Origin of the sequence: Helicobacter pylori (genome assembly GCA_008032935.1) — a bacterium.
In the GTDB taxonomy this organism is placed as follows: domain Bacteria; phylum Campylobacterota; class Campylobacteria; order Campylobacterales; family Helicobacteraceae; genus Helicobacter; species Helicobacter pylori_CX.
This window is the reverse complement of record CP032039.1, coordinates 443425-459267: the sequence shown is the minus strand read 5'-3', so window position 1 is coordinate 459267 and position 15843 is coordinate 443425. Positions and strand designations below refer to the sequence as shown.

Annotated in this window: 8 protein-coding genes, 2 rRNA genes and 2 pseudogenes; 7 read left to right on the top strand and 5 right to left on the bottom strand. The window is 37.9% G+C overall.

The genetic code is table 11. The features are described from left to right. Nucleotides 1-152 precede the first annotated feature (152 nt). Nucleotides 153-2098 (bottom strand): annotated as a pseudogene (locus D2C78_02295) (site-specific DNA-methyltransferase). Further along, on the bottom strand, nucleotides 2092-4707 hold the full coding sequence (locus tag D2C78_02290; GenBank protein ID QEF34882.1) for a restriction endonuclease: 2616 nt from the start codon (nucleotides 4705-4707) through the stop codon (nucleotides 2092-2094). Before D2C78_02290 ends, D2C78_02295 begins: the two are co-directional and overlap by 7 nt. Here D2C78_02290 and D2C78_02285 point away from each other — a divergent pair. From D2C78_02285 to D2C78_02275, 3 genes and pseudogenes are all read left to right on the top strand, one after another. Next, nucleotides 4707-4887, top strand: a pseudogene (locus tag D2C78_02285) (hypothetical protein). The gene D2C78_02290 and the pseudogene D2C78_02285 sit on opposite strands and share 1 nt — an antisense overlap. Then, nucleotides 4838-5686 carry a biotin synthase gene (locus D2C78_02280; protein QEF34881.1) on the top strand — a complete coding sequence of 283 codons (849 nt, stop codon included), beginning with the start codon at nucleotides 4838-4840 and terminating at the stop codon, nucleotides 5684-5686. The pseudogene D2C78_02285 and the gene D2C78_02280 overlap by 50 nt, the downstream one beginning before the upstream one ends. Then, nucleotides 5686-6564 (top strand): YihY family inner membrane protein, encoded by an 879-nt coding sequence (locus D2C78_02275; protein QEF34880.1) that lies wholly within the window; start codon nucleotides 5686-5688, stop codon nucleotides 6562-6564. Before D2C78_02280 ends, D2C78_02275 begins: the two co-directional genes overlap by 1 nt. A 689-nt stretch (nucleotides 6565-7253) precedes the next feature. Here D2C78_02275 and D2C78_02270 read toward each other — a convergent pair. From D2C78_02270 to D2C78_02260, 3 genes are all read right to left on the bottom strand, one after another. Beyond that, nucleotides 7254-7757, bottom strand: a complete 504-nt coding sequence (locus D2C78_02270; GenBank protein ID QEF34879.1) for a pyruvate kinase — start codon at nucleotides 7755-7757, stop codon at nucleotides 7254-7256. Nucleotides 7758-7928: 171 nt separating this feature from the next. Then, a 5S ribosomal RNA gene (gene rrf, locus D2C78_02265) occupies nucleotides 7929-8046 on the bottom strand. A gap of 235 nt (nucleotides 8047-8281) precedes the next feature. Further along, nucleotides 8282-11169 (bottom strand): 23S ribosomal RNA (locus D2C78_02260). 764 nt (nucleotides 11170-11933) lie between these two features. Between D2C78_02260 and D2C78_02255 the strand changes: the two genes are divergently transcribed. The 4 genes from D2C78_02255 to D2C78_02240 all read left to right on the top strand — a co-directional run bounded on the left by D2C78_02255 (nucleotide 11934) and on the right by D2C78_02240 (nucleotide 15748). Continuing rightward, nucleotides 11934-12410, top strand: coding sequence for a hypothetical protein (locus D2C78_02255; protein QEF35802.1), 477 nt, complete (start codon nucleotides 11934-11936; stop codon nucleotides 12408-12410). Next, on the top strand, nucleotides 12379-12861 hold the full coding sequence (locus tag D2C78_02250; protein QEF34878.1) for a hypothetical protein: 483 nt from the start codon (nucleotides 12379-12381) through the stop codon (nucleotides 12859-12861). The genes D2C78_02255 and D2C78_02250 overlap by 32 nt, the downstream gene beginning before the upstream one ends. Continuing rightward, nucleotides 12861-14693 (top strand): DUF262 domain-containing protein, encoded by a 1833-nt coding sequence (locus tag D2C78_02245; protein ID QEF34877.1) that lies wholly within the window; start codon nucleotides 12861-12863, stop codon nucleotides 14691-14693. Before D2C78_02250 ends, D2C78_02245 begins: the two co-directional genes overlap by 1 nt. 140 nt (nucleotides 14694-14833) lie before the next feature. Beyond that, nucleotides 14834-15748 (top strand): hypothetical protein, encoded by a 915-nt coding sequence (locus tag D2C78_02240; protein QEF34876.1) that lies wholly within the window; start codon nucleotides 14834-14836, stop codon nucleotides 15746-15748. Nucleotides 15749-15843 lie beyond the last annotated feature (95 nt).

Here is a 15843-nt window from a genome sequence, read left to right as displayed (position 1 = left end):
AACAGAGCAGGTTTTTAAAGATTTTCATGTTTTGCTCCTTTTTGATTGGCTTGAATACTACAACAATATTTTTAATCGTTTGTTTTTACCCACTAAATAGCCTAGTGTATAGCGTTTTGATGCGTTAAACGGCACGCATTGAATGATTGAACTTAAGAATAAAAAATTTCATTGTATTTTTTAGTGATCCCATCTATCCCCCATGCGTCTTCGTCAATATCGCCCAAGTTTAAATAGTCTTCGTTAGAGTCTAAAAGCGCACAACAAATCCTTTTTTGCTCGTTTAAATCTAAATTTTGGAACTCTTCGCTATGGATTTCATCAATCTTACAATCGGCGCGTTTTAAAAAGCGCTCATTAAGATCGTTAAAGATTTTTAGGCATTCATTCGCGCTTTTAGCGTTAAGGATTTGTTTTTTAATTTCTAAATTCACTTCTTTCAATTCAGCATAGACAAAACTCCCGCCCCCTTAAAACCGCATTTTTTAGAAATGCCCCCTTGCTCGCCCCCTATGACTTTTTTTAACCTTTCTTTGGTGATTGTTTCTATATAGTCCATTTGCTCGATGCCAATGTAGCGGCGTTTCATTTTGTGCGCCACCGCGCAAGTCGTCCCGCTCCCGGCAAAAAAGTCTAACACGAGATCGTTTTTTTTTGTGGCTGACATTAGAATAATTTCTAGTAAATGTTCTGGTTTTTTACCATTTTTTAAAATTACACCCCCTTCTTGTGCAACTCCTCCTGTTGTAACAATTTTTTTCCAAATATCACTTAAAAATACAGATTGGTTGTTTTTTGCAGAAACTAATTCAATTCTCGCCGTATCTGTGTTTCTATTAAAATCTGTCCTTATAATTTTAACATTTTCATGAGAATTTTTTAAAGCATAAATTTGAGAATTAAAATGTAGAGTAATTGCCTTATCCCTAAGTGCTATATTAGGTTTTGATGCAAAAATTCTATATGAGTTTTCAAACTTCCATTCATCTTGTTCTTTGATATTATTATTTTGCAAATATTGACTTAAAGGCATAAGCCTATGACAAGATAAAATCTCATTAAGTTCTTTTTCGTTATTACTAGCAATTAAAGTATCTATTGTATTAGAAATATATTCTGACAGCGTTGGAATGATAATGTTATATTCTTTATCCCATTTTCTTTTTTGAACTTTCGGTATTGCTAAGCATACATTTTCCTTATTTTTTGCATAAACTAATATATACTCTTTAACCTTTGGAAATTTTTTTCCTTGAATTGCATGTTGAATTTTATTTCCCGACTCATTGCTCATTTCACACACTATACAATTCACAAAATTCTCCCTAAAAAAAATCTCATCCATCAAAACTTTTAAATAAGCTTGTTCGTTGTCATCGCATTGCACAAAAATCACGCCATCATCGCTTAAAAATTCCCTAGCCGCTTCAAGCCTGTTTTTCATAAACACTAGCCATGAGCTGTGGTTGAAATTATCGTTGTAATTAAAGCTGTCATTACCCGTATTATAAGGGGGGTCAATGTAGATGCATTTCACTTTTTTAGCGAATTTCTTTTTTAAAGAATGAAGAGCGATCAAATTATTGCCTTTGATAAGATAGTTCGTGTTCTTGTCTTTTAAAGCGCTTTCTAAATCGCCTTGTCCATGCATTTCAAAATGACACAACGCTTTTTTATTTAAAAGCGTGTCAATTTCTTTTTTATGCAATATTTCATGGTAAAAAAGCTCGTTAGATTTGGTGCTGTTATCTTTAGTGCTACCCAGTAAAACATTGTCTTTAAAAGGGAAATGCAAAACGACGGATCCGCTAGACTTTAAAAAGCCCCCTTGTGAATATAAGCCTATTTTATTTTTAAATCGTGTGAAAGATTTTTCTAATTCTTTTATTTCTAAACATTCCAATAACGCTTCTTGATTGAATACAAGCGTGTTGGCGATCATTTTAAAAAAAGCGTTTTTGTAGTCGTTAGCGTTTTCATGCTCAAACATGAAAGTTAAAAGCTTTTCATCATTCTGTAGGATTAAAGTTTCTAAGCGCTCTTTAGTGAAATGATTAATTAAAATATCCAGTAGGGTTTTGAGTGGGGTTTTTAACATTCTTTGTCCTTAAAAATTTGATTGAAAGCGGTTGTGAATTCGCCATTGACTACGCTATTATGGAGCGTGAAAAAAGGCAAGCCTTTTAAATGGAGTTTTTTGTCATGGCTTTTAAGCGTGGCGTTTTCTAGCATTTCTAAAAACTCTTCTTTCCAAGCGTTAGAAGGCTCTAAATGCTCGCCTTTAGCTTCCATGTAACAAGTGAAGCCTAAAAATTCATCGCTATGCGTTTGAGCAAAAAGGATAAAATCCGGCTCAAAACCTTGCGCGTAAAAGGGGCCTTCTATATCGCAAAAAACTTTTAATTCAGCGAAATGATCGTTCCTTAAAACGCACCATTCTTTGAATTTCTTGTCTAAAATCTCTTTATTTTTATTGATAAAATCTAAAAACTCCCTTTCTAAATCGCTGTCTAGTTTTCGCATGTCTTTAAAAAGCAGCCATTCATAGGGGGGAATGTTTTTTTCCCATTCGCTAGCGCTAAGGCTTTTATTATGCGTTTCAAATTCTTTCAATTCTAACGCGCTCACGCTAGGTTTATCTTGCTCTTTTAAAAGCGTGTCTTTTAAGTTTTCAATGATATAAACAGCGAGTTTTAAAAGGATTTCGTTGTTATCAAACTTTTGGTTTTTATGGAAGTTTGTTTTTAATGGAGAAATATATTGCTCTATAAATCCCACTTTATTGTTAAAGGGATGTTTTTTAAAGGCTTTTTTAAGCGTTTTGAAATCCAGGTTTTTTAAATTAAGAGCTTTTAAAAAATAGTTTATAGGGATTTTATCTAAAGTGTGGGGTATATAATAAGTTGTATCGCCTTTATTTTCTTCTTTAAAATCCACTTTCTTTTCACGCACAATAAAGCCAAATAAGGGGACATGCAAACTTTGGAGCTTGACCTTAACAGAGTCTGTATAGTCTTTATTGAATAGGTTTTTATTCTTGTCTTTTGTATTGCTCGCATAGTAGCATTTGAAACGCTTGGTGGGTGTTAAAGGGATAGTCTGTTTTTCATTTACAAATCCTAATCCTAAATCTTGTAACTCGTTGTTTAATTGAGCGATAAACTCGCTGTTATAAATGGCATGGTAGTCTAATCTCTCTAGCGCGCTTAAGGGGTTGGAAAGATCAAATTTGCGTTGGTAAAACTCTATGCGGCTTGGCTTGAAATCGTTATAGCTAAAGGGGTAGTATCTCGCTCCTCGCCCTATGAGCTGGGCGTCTTTTGTGGTGTCTTTTTGATTCGCTTTATTTTTAAGCCTGACAATGTCAAACAAATTCAACACATCCCAGCCTTCATTGAGCTTATCCACGCTAAAAATCACTCTTTTAGGGTTGTCTCTGTCTTCTAGGGAGTTTAATAAGAGCATGCTCTTTTCTAATTCTTTTTCGTTATTGGTGTTAATCTGGGTGCTTTTTTTGAATTTCGTTTGCAAGAATGCCACAAGGTTAGGGGTGTATTTTTGCTTGTCAAAAAAGTTTTTAGCGGCTTTAAAAAAAGCGTTGCGGCTGTAATGGAAAAAATTTTCCAAATCTAAAGGGCTTAAATTTTCTAAAAAGGCGTTGAAGCGCTCTTGATTTTTTTTACTCTCTTCAATCCTTTCGCTTTTAAACAAAATGCATGGTTTAAAGTTTTCAATATTATGGTGTTGGGCTAGTAATTCTTTATACAAACTGGAAACGCATGCCCCTAAAAAGCGCGTTTCTAATGCTTTATTTTCATAAGAAAGGGAGTAGATGTTTTTGCAAAATTTATCCTCGCTAAATTCTTTTAAGGTGTAAGTTACCACCTTTAAGTTTTCGTATTTGTTTTTAACGCTTTTTTCTTTAGGGATAGTGGCGCTAAATTCCAGCAATAAATTGTCTTTATTTTGTTCTAGGGCTAATTTCACCACGCTTTCCCAATTGCGTTTTTCACTAGCCTCACTATCATTTAATTTCTTTTTAGTCTCTGTGTTTAAATGGTGCGCTTCATCCGCTAAAAAAACTAATTTTTGATCTTTTAAATCCTCTAGGGTGATAGCGTTTTCTTTAGCTTTAGTGAATAATGAAAACAAGCCTTGAATGGTGCTAAAATAAATGTTGATAGCGTTGTTATGACTCTCGTTTAAATTATTGATGCTTTTAATTTCTGTATTTTCATCATTGATATTAATATTTTCACTAAAAAGGTATTTTGATGAAACGCTGTCTGTAAAATTCAATTTCGTTTTTTCTAAAATGCTGGTGCTATTCACAAAAAAGATGAAGTTTTGATAGCCTTGCTTGTAGCATTCTAAAATCAAACCCGCCATCACTAAGGTTTTACCGCTACCGGTGGCCATTTCAAACATGAAATGCTTTTGAGTGGGGTTGGATTGGCGTTTTTCTAAATAATTATATATCGCTTTTTTTTGATAATCTCTAAGCTCTTTTTTTAAATTACTGGTGATGTGGGTGGGTAGATCTATTTCTCCATTACTGGGTGCGTTATTTGGCGTGCGATCTTTTATTGCTGATTGGGGGGGGGGGTAACTTTGAGTGAATGAATCTTGCATGAAATCCCTTAATGAAAAAGTGAGAAAATTATAGCGTAAAGTTTTGAGATTGGCTTTAGAGGCGCTAGCGAACAATTAAATTAAAATCAAATAAAGTTTTAGTTTTAATATTTAATGGAATAAAGCCCTTAAAATCAAAAGCGCTTCTTTTTCTTTGCTATAATCAGTCTCAAAAAACCAACTTTTTTAAAACAAAGGAATGATTATGCAAGAGATTTTTTTATGTTCTATTTCCAATGTGCGCAGTGGGGATTGCAAAGAAGATTGCGCTTATTGCACGCAAAGCTCACACCATCAAGGAGCGATCAAGCGCTATAAATTCAAAGATGAAAAAGTGGTTTTACAAGAGGCCAGAGCGTTAAGGGAATTGGGGGCTTTAGGGTTTTGTCTGGTTACTTCAGGGCGCGAATTAGACGATGAAAAATGCGAATACATCGCTAAATTGGCTAAAGCCATCAACAAAGAAGAATTAGGCTTGCATCTAATCGCATGCTGCGGGCGCGCGGATTTGGAGCAATTAGAGTTTTTAAGAGATGCGGGCATTCATAGTTATAACCATAATTTAGAGACTTCGCAAAATTTCTTCCCTAAGATTTGTTCCACGCACACATGGGAAGAAAGGTTTATCACATGCGAAAACGCATTAAGGGCGGGATTAGGCTTGTGCAGTGGGGGGATTTTTGGGCTTAATGAGAGCTGGGAAGACAGGATTGAAATGCTTAGAGCATTAGCTTCGCTCTCCCCGCACACCACGCCCATTAATTTTTTCATTAAAAACCCAGTATTGCCCATTGATGCAGAGACTTTAAGCGCGGATGAAGCCCTAGAATGCGTGCTTTTGGCTAAAGAGTTTTTGCCTAACGCTAGGCTTATGGTGGCTGGGGGGCGTGAAGTGGTGTTTAAAGATAACGATAAAAAGGAAGCCAAGCTTTTTGAATACGGCATCAATGCGGTGGTGTTGGGGGATTATTTAACCACCAAAGGCAAAGCCCCTAAAAAAGATATAGAAAAACTGCTCTCTTATGGCTTGACAATGGCGACAAGTTGTCATTGATGAGGGAATTTTTTAAAAGCGTTAGAGGGTTTTTGCGCCTTCTTAGAATGATTTTCCCCAAGCGTCTGAAAAACGCTTTTTTAGGCTTGAGCGAATTGTTTTACTACGCTTCCAGCTTGAGTTTTTATACGATTTTGTCTTTATCGCCTATTTTGTTGTTTGTGTTTAGTCTTTTTGTGTCTCATTACTTGCAAGCGCACAGCGGTGAAATGGAAGCCTTGATTTTCCCCAACGCCCCTAAACTCATTGGCGCGATTAAGGATTTTTTAGAAAATTTTAAAAAAACAGACATGACCTTAGGCACGCTTGAAGAAGTGTCTATTGTGGTGGCGTTGGTGCTTTTTTGTGAAAATTACCGCTCCATCACATCAAAAATTTTTCAAGCAAAGCCCAGAGATTATGCGCATTTTAAGGGTAAAGAAATCTTTTTATTTTGGGGTTTTGGCACGACTTTAGTGTTTTTATTCGCTCTGCCTTTAGTGGTGTTTTTTGATATTAAGATCCAAGTGTTTTTTGAAGATAAAGATTCAAATTTGTTGCATGTTTTAAGATGGATAGGCACTTACGCGTTTTTTTTGATCCTTTTTACCATTCCTACAAATAAGGTGTTTAAACATTATTTTTGGGTGTTTTTATGGGTGTTTTTTACGAGCGTTTCTTGGCATGTGCTAAAATGGGCCTTCACTTATTATGTGTTGTATAACCGCACTTACCATGAGCTGTATGGGAGCGTTTCTATTTTGTGGTTTTTGATGAGCTGGGTGTATGTGAGCTGGCTTGTGATTTTAATTGGCATGTATGGGTGCAAGGTGTGTGATGCATTCGATCCTAAAGAAGTGTTTAAGAAATTTTTAGGCTTTTTTAAAAAAGAAACTTGATGAAAAAAGTTTTCTTTTAGATCGGTTCTAAAAATCTAAAAACACATAGAACCATTTAAACCCCCAAAACCCAAACTAGAACAACTTAAAAACAAAAGAAATAAAAAAGCAACACTAACGGAATAAAGAATAAAAATCTAAAACGCTAAAAGCGTTTTTTACAATCAAACTAAAGAGCTTGGTTATAAAGCGATAACTTTTTAAAGAATAAAACTTTCTAAAAACATTTCTTAGCGCTTTTTAGAATTTAAGTGCAGTTTAAGGATTTTAAAAAACTTCATAAACTTCCTTTAAAAAGAAGCTTGGATAAGAGTTTTATAAATAATTACATTCTTTAGAGAATAAAACTTTTTTCTTAAATCCATGTTTAATTGATGCGGACTCTTTTCTCGCCAAAGATATAAATCTTAAACTTTTTAAAAAATTGGATTTTAGATCTTATGTTATGATTTTAAGTTTTATTTTGCCATCAAACTCGCTTTCTTAAAACCCTAAAACCTTTGAATAAAACAATAAAACCCCAAATCAAAACAACTAAAAATAAAAAAAATGAAAAAAACAACAGAAAAATAAAGCACTAAAATATAATCAATAATGGAATTAAGTAAAAAGCAAGATTAAAAAAAACATTTCCCTATCCCTGCACCGACCTACTTTTCCACCCTTGCAAAGGGTAACATGTGAGATTTTTAAACTAAGACAACTCTTTCACCTTTGGCTTTTAAGGCTTCTTGCACCTTTTCATACCACCCCATAATGATTTGCGAGGTTTCTGTCCCCGGACTTACGCACTTATTTAAAGTGCCTCTACCCTGTGGGATCGTCTGCCCCTCTTTTGCCCAATCTAAAATCTTAACGGGTCGCCTGTAATGTATCCAATCCACTAAAGGGTCTTCTTCTTCGCTAACACATAATGCCCGATCTTTGTGAATGTTATACGCCCCGCCGATGACTTGTGCGAGTGCTACAAGTTGTTGTCCATGCTTGATGGCTACAATGTCATTCACCCGCATCACTTCTAAAAAATCTCTAATTTGTCCTTTGCTCTCTTCCCAATCCGCTAAACCAATGAAGTGGTATTCTTCTAAAATTTGGCACACATCATGCACATCCCATCTTACTTGCAGATGTTGCTGATGGATTTGCATGTGCCAAAATCCTTGAAAAGGAATGCTTGAAACATCTACGACCATAAAAACCTCCTAATTGTTGGTATTCTCTACCCATTTTCTTAATTGCCCATACCTCTCATCTCCAAAAACTGAGAAACTTTAGCGTAAAACCCTAAAAACCCCTAAACAAACAAAACAATGAGTCAATAATGAAATCAAATAAAAAAGCAAGACTAAAAAAGCATTTCCCTATCCCTGCACCGACCTACATTCCCACTCTTGAAAAGAGCAGTATTATCAGCGATGAAGAGCTTGACTTCCAGGTTCGGAATGGTTAACTGGGTAGTTCCTCTTCTCTAAAGGCACAAGGAAAAGGGAGCTAAAGATAAAATGCATTTACCCTTAACTCCCCTTTCTCTTCAATAGGGAGCTGTTTTTAACAAAGAAGATCGTTAATAGCCTTTAGCTTTAAATCATTGAGATGGTATCTCATTCCTCATTAAAGTTTAACCCTATAAAAGTCTTCATAAAACTCCAACTCTCTTACACTCAGTAAGGCAGTGGTAACTTATCCATGCTTATTGCCGTTATCTTATCAAAAAGCAAAAAACAAGCCAAACGCTCTATTAGTAGTAGTCAGCTAAACGCATTACTGCGCTCACACATCTACCCTATCAAGCACATAGTCTTTGTGCGAGCTTCAGGGAAAGTTTATCTTGGAGTTGGCTTCCTGCTTAGATGCTTTCAGCAGTTATCACATCCGTGTGTAGCTACCCAGCGATGCTCTTGGCAGAACAACTGGTGCACCAGTGACACGTCCATCCCGGTCCTCTCGTACTAGGGACAGCTCTCCTCAACTTTCCTACGCCCACGGCAGATAGGGACCGAACTGTCTCACGACGTTCTGAACCCAGCTCGCGTACCGCTTTAAATGGCGAACAGCCATACCCTTGGGACCTGCTCCAGCCCCAGGATGCGATGAGCCGACATCGAGGTGCCAAACCTCCCCGTCGATGTGAGCTCTTGGGGGAGATCAGCCTGTTATCCCCGGGGTACCTTTTATCCTTTGAGCGATGGCCCTTCCACACAGAACCACCGGATCACTATGACCGACTTTCGTCTCTGCTTGACTTGTATGTCTTACAGTCAGGCTGGCTTGTGCCATTACACTCAACTTGCGATTTCCAACCGCAATGAGCCAACCTTTGCAAGCCTCCGTTACTTTTTAGGAGGCGACCGCCCCAGTCAAACTACCCACCAAGCATTGTCCTGCCTGTGGATAACACAGGCCAGTTAGCTAACAGAAACATCAAGGGTGGTATCTCAAGGATGGCTCCATAAGAGCCAAAGCCCTTACTTCAAAGCCTCCCACCTATCCTGCGCATGATATTCCCATTAGCAGTGCTAAGTTGTAGTAAAGGTCCACGGGGTCTTTCCGTCTTGCCGCGGGTAGGAGGAATTTTCACCTCCACTACAATTTCACTGAATCTCTGGTTGAGACAGCTCCCATCTCGTTACGCCATTCATGCAGGTCGGTATTTAACCGACAAGGAATTTCGCTACCTTAGGACCGTTATAGTTACGGCCGCCGTTTACTCGGGCTTCAATTCAACGCTTCATCTTGCGACTGACGCATCCTCTTAACCTTCGAGCACCGGGCAGGCGTCACACCTTATACTTCCTCTTACGAGTTGGCAAAGTGCTGTGTTTTTGGTAAACAGTCGGGAGGGACTCTTTGCTGAGACCGCATTGCTGCGGCACACCTTATCGCGAACTTACGGTGCTAGTTTGCAGAGTTCCTTAACCAGAGTTCTTTCACGCGCCTTAGAATACTCATCTCATCTACCTGTGTCGGTTTGCGGTACGGACGACTATGGATATGCTTAGAGGCTTTTCTTGGCACGACGGTATCAGCGATTCTCCCTTTGTCCTAAAAGGACTCAAAGAGCCTGTTTGGGTTTCAAATACAGAGGTGGATTTGCCTTCCCTCCAATCTACGCCCTTAGACTAGCGCTTCCATCAGCTAGCTCGCTTAACCCTATGCGTCCCCCCATCACGCTCCATAGTCGGTATTGGAATATTAACCAATTTGCCATCACCTACCCCTTTCGGACTCGGCTTAGGACCCGACTAACCCTACGATGACGACCATCGCGTAGGAAACCTTAGATTTACGGCGGATACAATTCTCATATATCTTATCGTTACTCATTCCTGCATGCTCACTTCATACCGCTCCAGCACTCCTTACCGGTATACCTTCAACGCTGGTATGAACGCTCTTCTACCACTGTGTTTAACACAATCTACAAATTCGGTGTCTATCTTAGCCCCGTTATATTTTCAGCGCATGACCACTAGACCAGTGAGCTGTTACGCTTTCTTTAAAGGATGGCTGCTTCTAAGCCAACCTCCTGGTTGTTTGAGTAGCCACACATCTTTTTCCACTCAGAATAGAACTTAGGGACCTTATTTGGTAGTCTGGGTTGTTCCCCTTTTGACGATTGATTTTATCACCCACCGCCTGACTCCCAAGATACGATAAAAGGTATTCGAAGTTTGATAGGGTTTGGTACCGCGGCGAGCAGCCCTAGCCCAATCAGGGCTCTACCCCCTTTTATTATCACTTGAGGCTATACCTAAATATATTTCGAAGAGAACCAGCTATCACTAAGTTTGTTTGGCCTTTCACCCCTATCCACAGCTCATCCCAACCCGTTTCAATGGGTACGAGTTCAGTCCTCCACGCGCTATTACACGCGTTTCAACTTGGCCATGGATAGATCACTTAGCTTCGGGTCTGCAGCATCTGACTTGTTCGCCCTATTAAGACTCGCTTTCGCTACGGCTTCGCATTCGCTTAACCTTGCCAGATACCACAACTCGCAGGATCATTATGCAAAAGGCAGTCCATCACCCTGATAAATCATAGGGCTCTGAATGATTGTAAGCAGATGGTTTCAGGTTCTATTTCACTCCGCTCACTGCGGTTCTTTTCACCTTTCCCTCACGGTACTTGTTCGCTATCGCTCAAAGAGTAGTATTTAGGGTTGGAGAGTGGTCTCCCCGGCTTCAACCTGGATTTCTCGTGTCCTGGCCTACTCTGGATCCTGCTACCTAAGAACGCCTTGTCGCATACAAGGCTATCACTTTCTATGGCTTACCTTTCCAGGTAACTCTGCTAAAGCGTTCTCTTGGATGTTGCAGTCCTCAACCCCGAATGCAAGCACTCGGTTTGCCCTTTTCCCCGTTCGCTCGCCACTACTTAGGGAATCTCGTTGATTTCTTTTCCTCTAGTTACTGAGATGTTTCACTTCACTAGGTTCGCTCTCTAAATTAGAGTAACTAATATCTCTATTAGTTGGGTTGCCCCATTCGGACATCTACGCATCAAAGCTCCTTGACAGCTCCGCATAGCTTATCGCAGTCTAGTACGTCCTTCATCGCCTCTCTTTGGCAAGGCATCCGCCATCTGCTCTTAAAAGCTTGTTTTAAATTTTAAAATATCCTTTAAAACCCGCCCTTTTATAATGAATAACGACAATTGCACGAATATTCTTCAAACGCTACCACTGCCTTAATGAATATAAGACAGAGTTATTGTAGTTTTACTTTACTTTTACATAGGCTATTAACAATGTTAAATCAAATAACTTCGTTTTTCTTCAAAAACTTGCTATAATCACTCTTAATGTTAAACCCTTTAAGAAGACTAAAAATGCTTGATCCCTAATCTTTTTTAATCAAGTTTTACCAACTAGTGAGCTTTTATTTAAAGCTTTTTAGCTTGTAGAACTTGCTTGAATGGTTTCAAATTAAAGAACTTTTTAAAGCTTGTCTTTAAAAACGAAATGTAATTATAGACATGCAATGCTTAAATTTTGCTTAAAGTTTTTGGAATGTGAAATAAATTTTAGAGTTGGAAAGAAATGAATGAAAGTTATTTGGAAATGATTGGAAATCATTGGAAATGATGGGGGAGCGATTGGAAAAGGGGGGTAGAGAATAAAGCTTTAAAGATTAAACGCATCATTAAATTAAATCAAACACATCGTTATAATAAGATAAAGACACATCATTATTAAATAAAACATATCATTAAAAAATCAAACGCATCGTTAAAAAACAAAACGCATCATCATTAGATAAAACAAATAACGCAAAAATAAATATGCACCATTAACCATTGATTGAATACCGCTAGATACAATACTCTAAGTCGTCTTTTTTTCAAAAAAGGGGTAGAAATGGCATTCAATCATTCTATCATTCAATCATTCTATCATTCAATCATTCTATCATTCTATCATTCAATCATTCTATCATTCTATCATTCAATCATTCTATCATTCTATCATTCTATCATTCAATCATTCTATCATTCAATCATTCTATCATTCAATCATTCAATCATTCAATCATTCAATCATTCAAGCAATCAAGCAATCAAGCAATCAAGCAATCAAGCAATCAAGCAATCAAGCAATCAAGCAACGCTACCATAACTTTTACCGCTTTTACAAAAGATCGCTTAAAAATCCCCTACTCTTTGTTATTCCTTCTATTATTAACCCTTGCATTAACCCTTTTATTCCCTCTCTCATTAATCCGCACCGCAACATTTTTAAAAAATTTGATTCGATAAGCCCCATTTTTAAACCAGTGGGGCTTACAGAGTTAAATTCAATACAAGGAGAAGACGATGGCTCAGTTAGAAGATTTGAAAGCGCATGAAAAATACAATTTGTTGTTGTGCATGGTTTCAGGCGCCTATAAAGGGACTATTCCAGGGAATGAGGATTTTAAAGAGTTGTGCGATGAATGCACTTTAAATTATTTCCGCTCACGGCGGAACAAAGCGGCTCAGCACAAGTATTTTGAACTCATGCGTAAAGCGGATTATATCATTGGCATTGTGAATGAGGATTCAACGACTAGAGGGGCTGAAGTCCAACGGAGCGTTTTTGCCCTAAAGATTGACCATGACACTATCGGGACTGATGAAGAGGGAGCGTTAAAGGTTGAGGGCGTTTGCGCTCAAAAAGGGAGCCAAGAATACGAAGAATTAGTCAATAAAAACACTTGGCATTTCACGCGCAGCACAAGACTTGGACAACCAAAATTGATTGAGCGAAAAAATGAAGGGTTATGGGTTTTTACCCATAAACCTATGAAAGGATTTTAATGGAATTGTTGACTTTAGATGGCGTGGTTGAAAAAGGCGTGTTTGAAATCCCTAGCTATCAAAGGGGGTATGCATGGCAGAAAAGGCAATTGAAGGATTTTTGGAACGATTTAGAGCATGTCTCTAAGCTGGGAAACAAATTCCATTACATGCATAGTTTAACCTTAAGAGGGCTTGAAAATGAGCTTGAAGATAGCGCTTTTGAAATCATAGACGGCCAGCAACGATTGGCTACGAGCTTGATTTTACTGGGCCTTTTAGCCAAAACCACCCAAAACAAAGACCCAAAGTATTCTTTAATCAACCTTGAACCCATTCTATCCTATAAGTATTATGGCTTGAGTGAAGCTTTTAGGGCGATCATGGAAGAAGAAAAAGATTTAAAAGCGTTTCAAACTTCTTTTTACGCTAAAAATCTTATTGAGGCTTACGCATTTTTTCAAGAAAAAATCAGCGATACGCCTATGGAAACGCTTGAAAAAATGTTTGACGCTCTCACTAAAAAAATGCTTTTTAGCGTGGTGGGATTGAACGATAACCGAATCGATCCGTTCAGCTCTTTTGAAACGATCAACAATCGTGGTAAGGATCTATCCACTTTAGAATTGTTAAAAAACCGCTTGCATTTTGTGGTGCACAAGATTTGCGATGAAGAAGATTTAGAAAATCTTCAACAAGAAATCAATGACACCTACACCAGGATTTATCACGATTTGAGGCAGTTTGAAGACGCTCATTTAGAAAGTTTTTTAAAGCATTTTGTGGCGTATTATTATGGCGAGAAAGGGGATTTTAAAAAAAGGTTATTGGAGATGGAGTTTAACGCTCATAAAAGATATACCGACAACACCAACTTTGATGATGAATATGAAAGAATAGATGATTTGTTATTTTATCTTTCTTATTCTTCTAAAGTTTGGCATTTCTTGCACACTCTTGATGAAAAATCTATCGCCCTTATTTTTGATGACAATAGAAAGCTTGAGATGGAAATCACGCCTAAAATGCACGGCTTGTTAGACAAGATGCGGCGCTTAAACGCTTTGAGCAAAGACGCTTTTCTGCCCTTATTGCTTTCTCTTTTAACCATACAGCTTGTTGGAAGAAGTGCTAATGAACAGCCTTACACCACCAAAGAATTAGAGGGCTTATTAGAATATTTGGAGCGTTTCGGGTTTTTAATCTATGGGGTTGCTGGCAAGGATACGGCCAAAAACGAATGGATTGAATTGGCTTTTCAAGCGTTCAGAGCGTATAGATATGGGGAAGAAAATATCGTCATTGAAAAATTTCCAACGCTAGAAAAGAGTTTTTTCAACAGACAAGGAAATAGCGGCTTGGAATTGCTTGAAGAGAATATCCATTCCAAAAAGAATACTGAGAAGTGGTATAAGTGGGGCAAGGCGCTGAATTACTTGCTTTATGAATACGAGCTATACCATAACCCTGAAACGACTTTGAATTTTGATAGCAGTTTAGAAAGCATTGAGCACATCTTGCCTCAAAAACCCGATCAAGGCTATAGCGCTAAAGAAAAAAATTGGGCTAAAAATCCCTACATCGTGCATGCTTTAGGGAACTTGCTCTTAATTCCTAAAAACGCTAACAGCTCTTTAAGCAACAAGTCTTTTGAGGAAAAAAGAAAAGAATACCTAAAAGGCTCTTATAGTGAAAAAGAAGTGGCTAAAAACGCTTCTTTTGGAGTCGCGCAAATCAAAGAAAGGAGCGAAAAATTATTAGACTTTTTAATCGCGCGTTATCGTATCGCTGAATTGGTGGGTGAAAGCGCCATTAAAGCTTTTAAAAACGCTTTTTTAAAGGATATTGAATGATGCGATCACTCAAAATAAGGGGGGCGTTTGAAAAGCGCCCATCCCACAACAAGGAGGAACAAGCCATGCCAAAAAGATAAAAAACATTGACCGACCGATTATAGCGGAATTTAAAGCAAATTTTTACCAAGGAGTATTTCATGGGTTTTCAAAACGAAAATAAGTTAGAGTTGGGTGCGTCAGTCAAAGCCACAATCAACGACAAAGTGGTGGAGGCTAAAGTCATTAATATTGGGTTTAATCGTGTAACCTTAAGGAGTCAAAAAGGCAACGAAGCCACTTATGTTTTCAATAGCGAAAAATTCTTAAAATGGTTTAAGGAAGTGCCTGTGAATGAAGTTGCGAATAATCACGCTAAAGAAAGTGCTGATGACTTTTTGAAAGGCGTTAAAATCGTTACGAGCGGGGAGAGTGTTAAAGAAAGGACTTCAACTGCTAAAGAGAAAGAAAGCAAGTTCAAGTTGGACTTTGATTTCCCTGATGATACCACTAGCCCTTTTATGGTCTTTGCTAACGCTTACGCTCACGAAAAAAGAAGCAAAAGACTTGGTTTGTTATTCTCTCCGATGAGTTATGGTGGAATGGGGTTTCAAGCGAGTTTGATTATCATTCATTCGCTTTCTTTTATGGCGGATTTAAAGCATCATAGCGATGCGGAGTGGAATGCTATGATTGAAAATAGAAACACTGACGATTGTTTCTTTGACACTTTTGATGATATGCTTATGGGTGATGTTACTTTATTCTGTAAAGTGATAGAAACTTATGCTAAAAACTTAACAAGGCCTGATGGTAAGGGCGAGAATGGTTATGGTGTAACTTTGGAAGAGTGGGCGAAATTCTTGCCTAAAAATAAAGAAGAGGCAAAATTTGTGGCACAACTCTTATGCGATGGTGGCATTAATAAATATGATTTAACATGTGCGGGTCTTACTCCTGGCGTTTTAGCTGACAATCTTTGGTCTTATGGTTTTAGAGATGAGGATTATGATGAGGAGGGGAATGTGATTAGGGAGAGGGATATTGTTACGGGAGAGGAGGGTAATGTAGAATAAACCCCCCCCTTATTGGGGTGGCTCTCCTTTTTTGATCTTTTATTTTTCTTTTTTCATTCTCTCTAATTTGTCCGTTTAATTTGGAAGGGCTTTAA

Coding starts and splice junctions, on each gene's coding strand:
- D2C78_02240 (QEF34876.1), top strand. CDS start 14,834: ATGGGTTTTCAAAACGAAAATAAGTTAGAGTTGGGTGCGTCAGTCAAA.
- D2C78_02280 (QEF34881.1), top strand. CDS start 4,838: ATGCAAGAGATTTTTTTATGTTCTATTTCCAATGTGCGCAGTGGGGAT.
- D2C78_02245 (QEF34877.1), top strand. CDS start 12,861: ATGGAATTGTTGACTTTAGATGGCGTGGTTGAAAAAGGCGTGTTTGAA.
- D2C78_02275 (QEF34880.1), top strand. CDS start 5,686: ATGAGGGAATTTTTTAAAAGCGTTAGAGGGTTTTTGCGCCTTCTTAGA.
- D2C78_02270 (QEF34879.1), bottom strand. CDS start 7,757: ATGGTCGTAGATGTTTCAAGCATTCCTTTTCAAGGATTTTGGCACATG.
- D2C78_02250 (QEF34878.1), top strand. CDS start 12,379: ATGGCTCAGTTAGAAGATTTGAAAGCGCATGAAAAATACAATTTGTTG.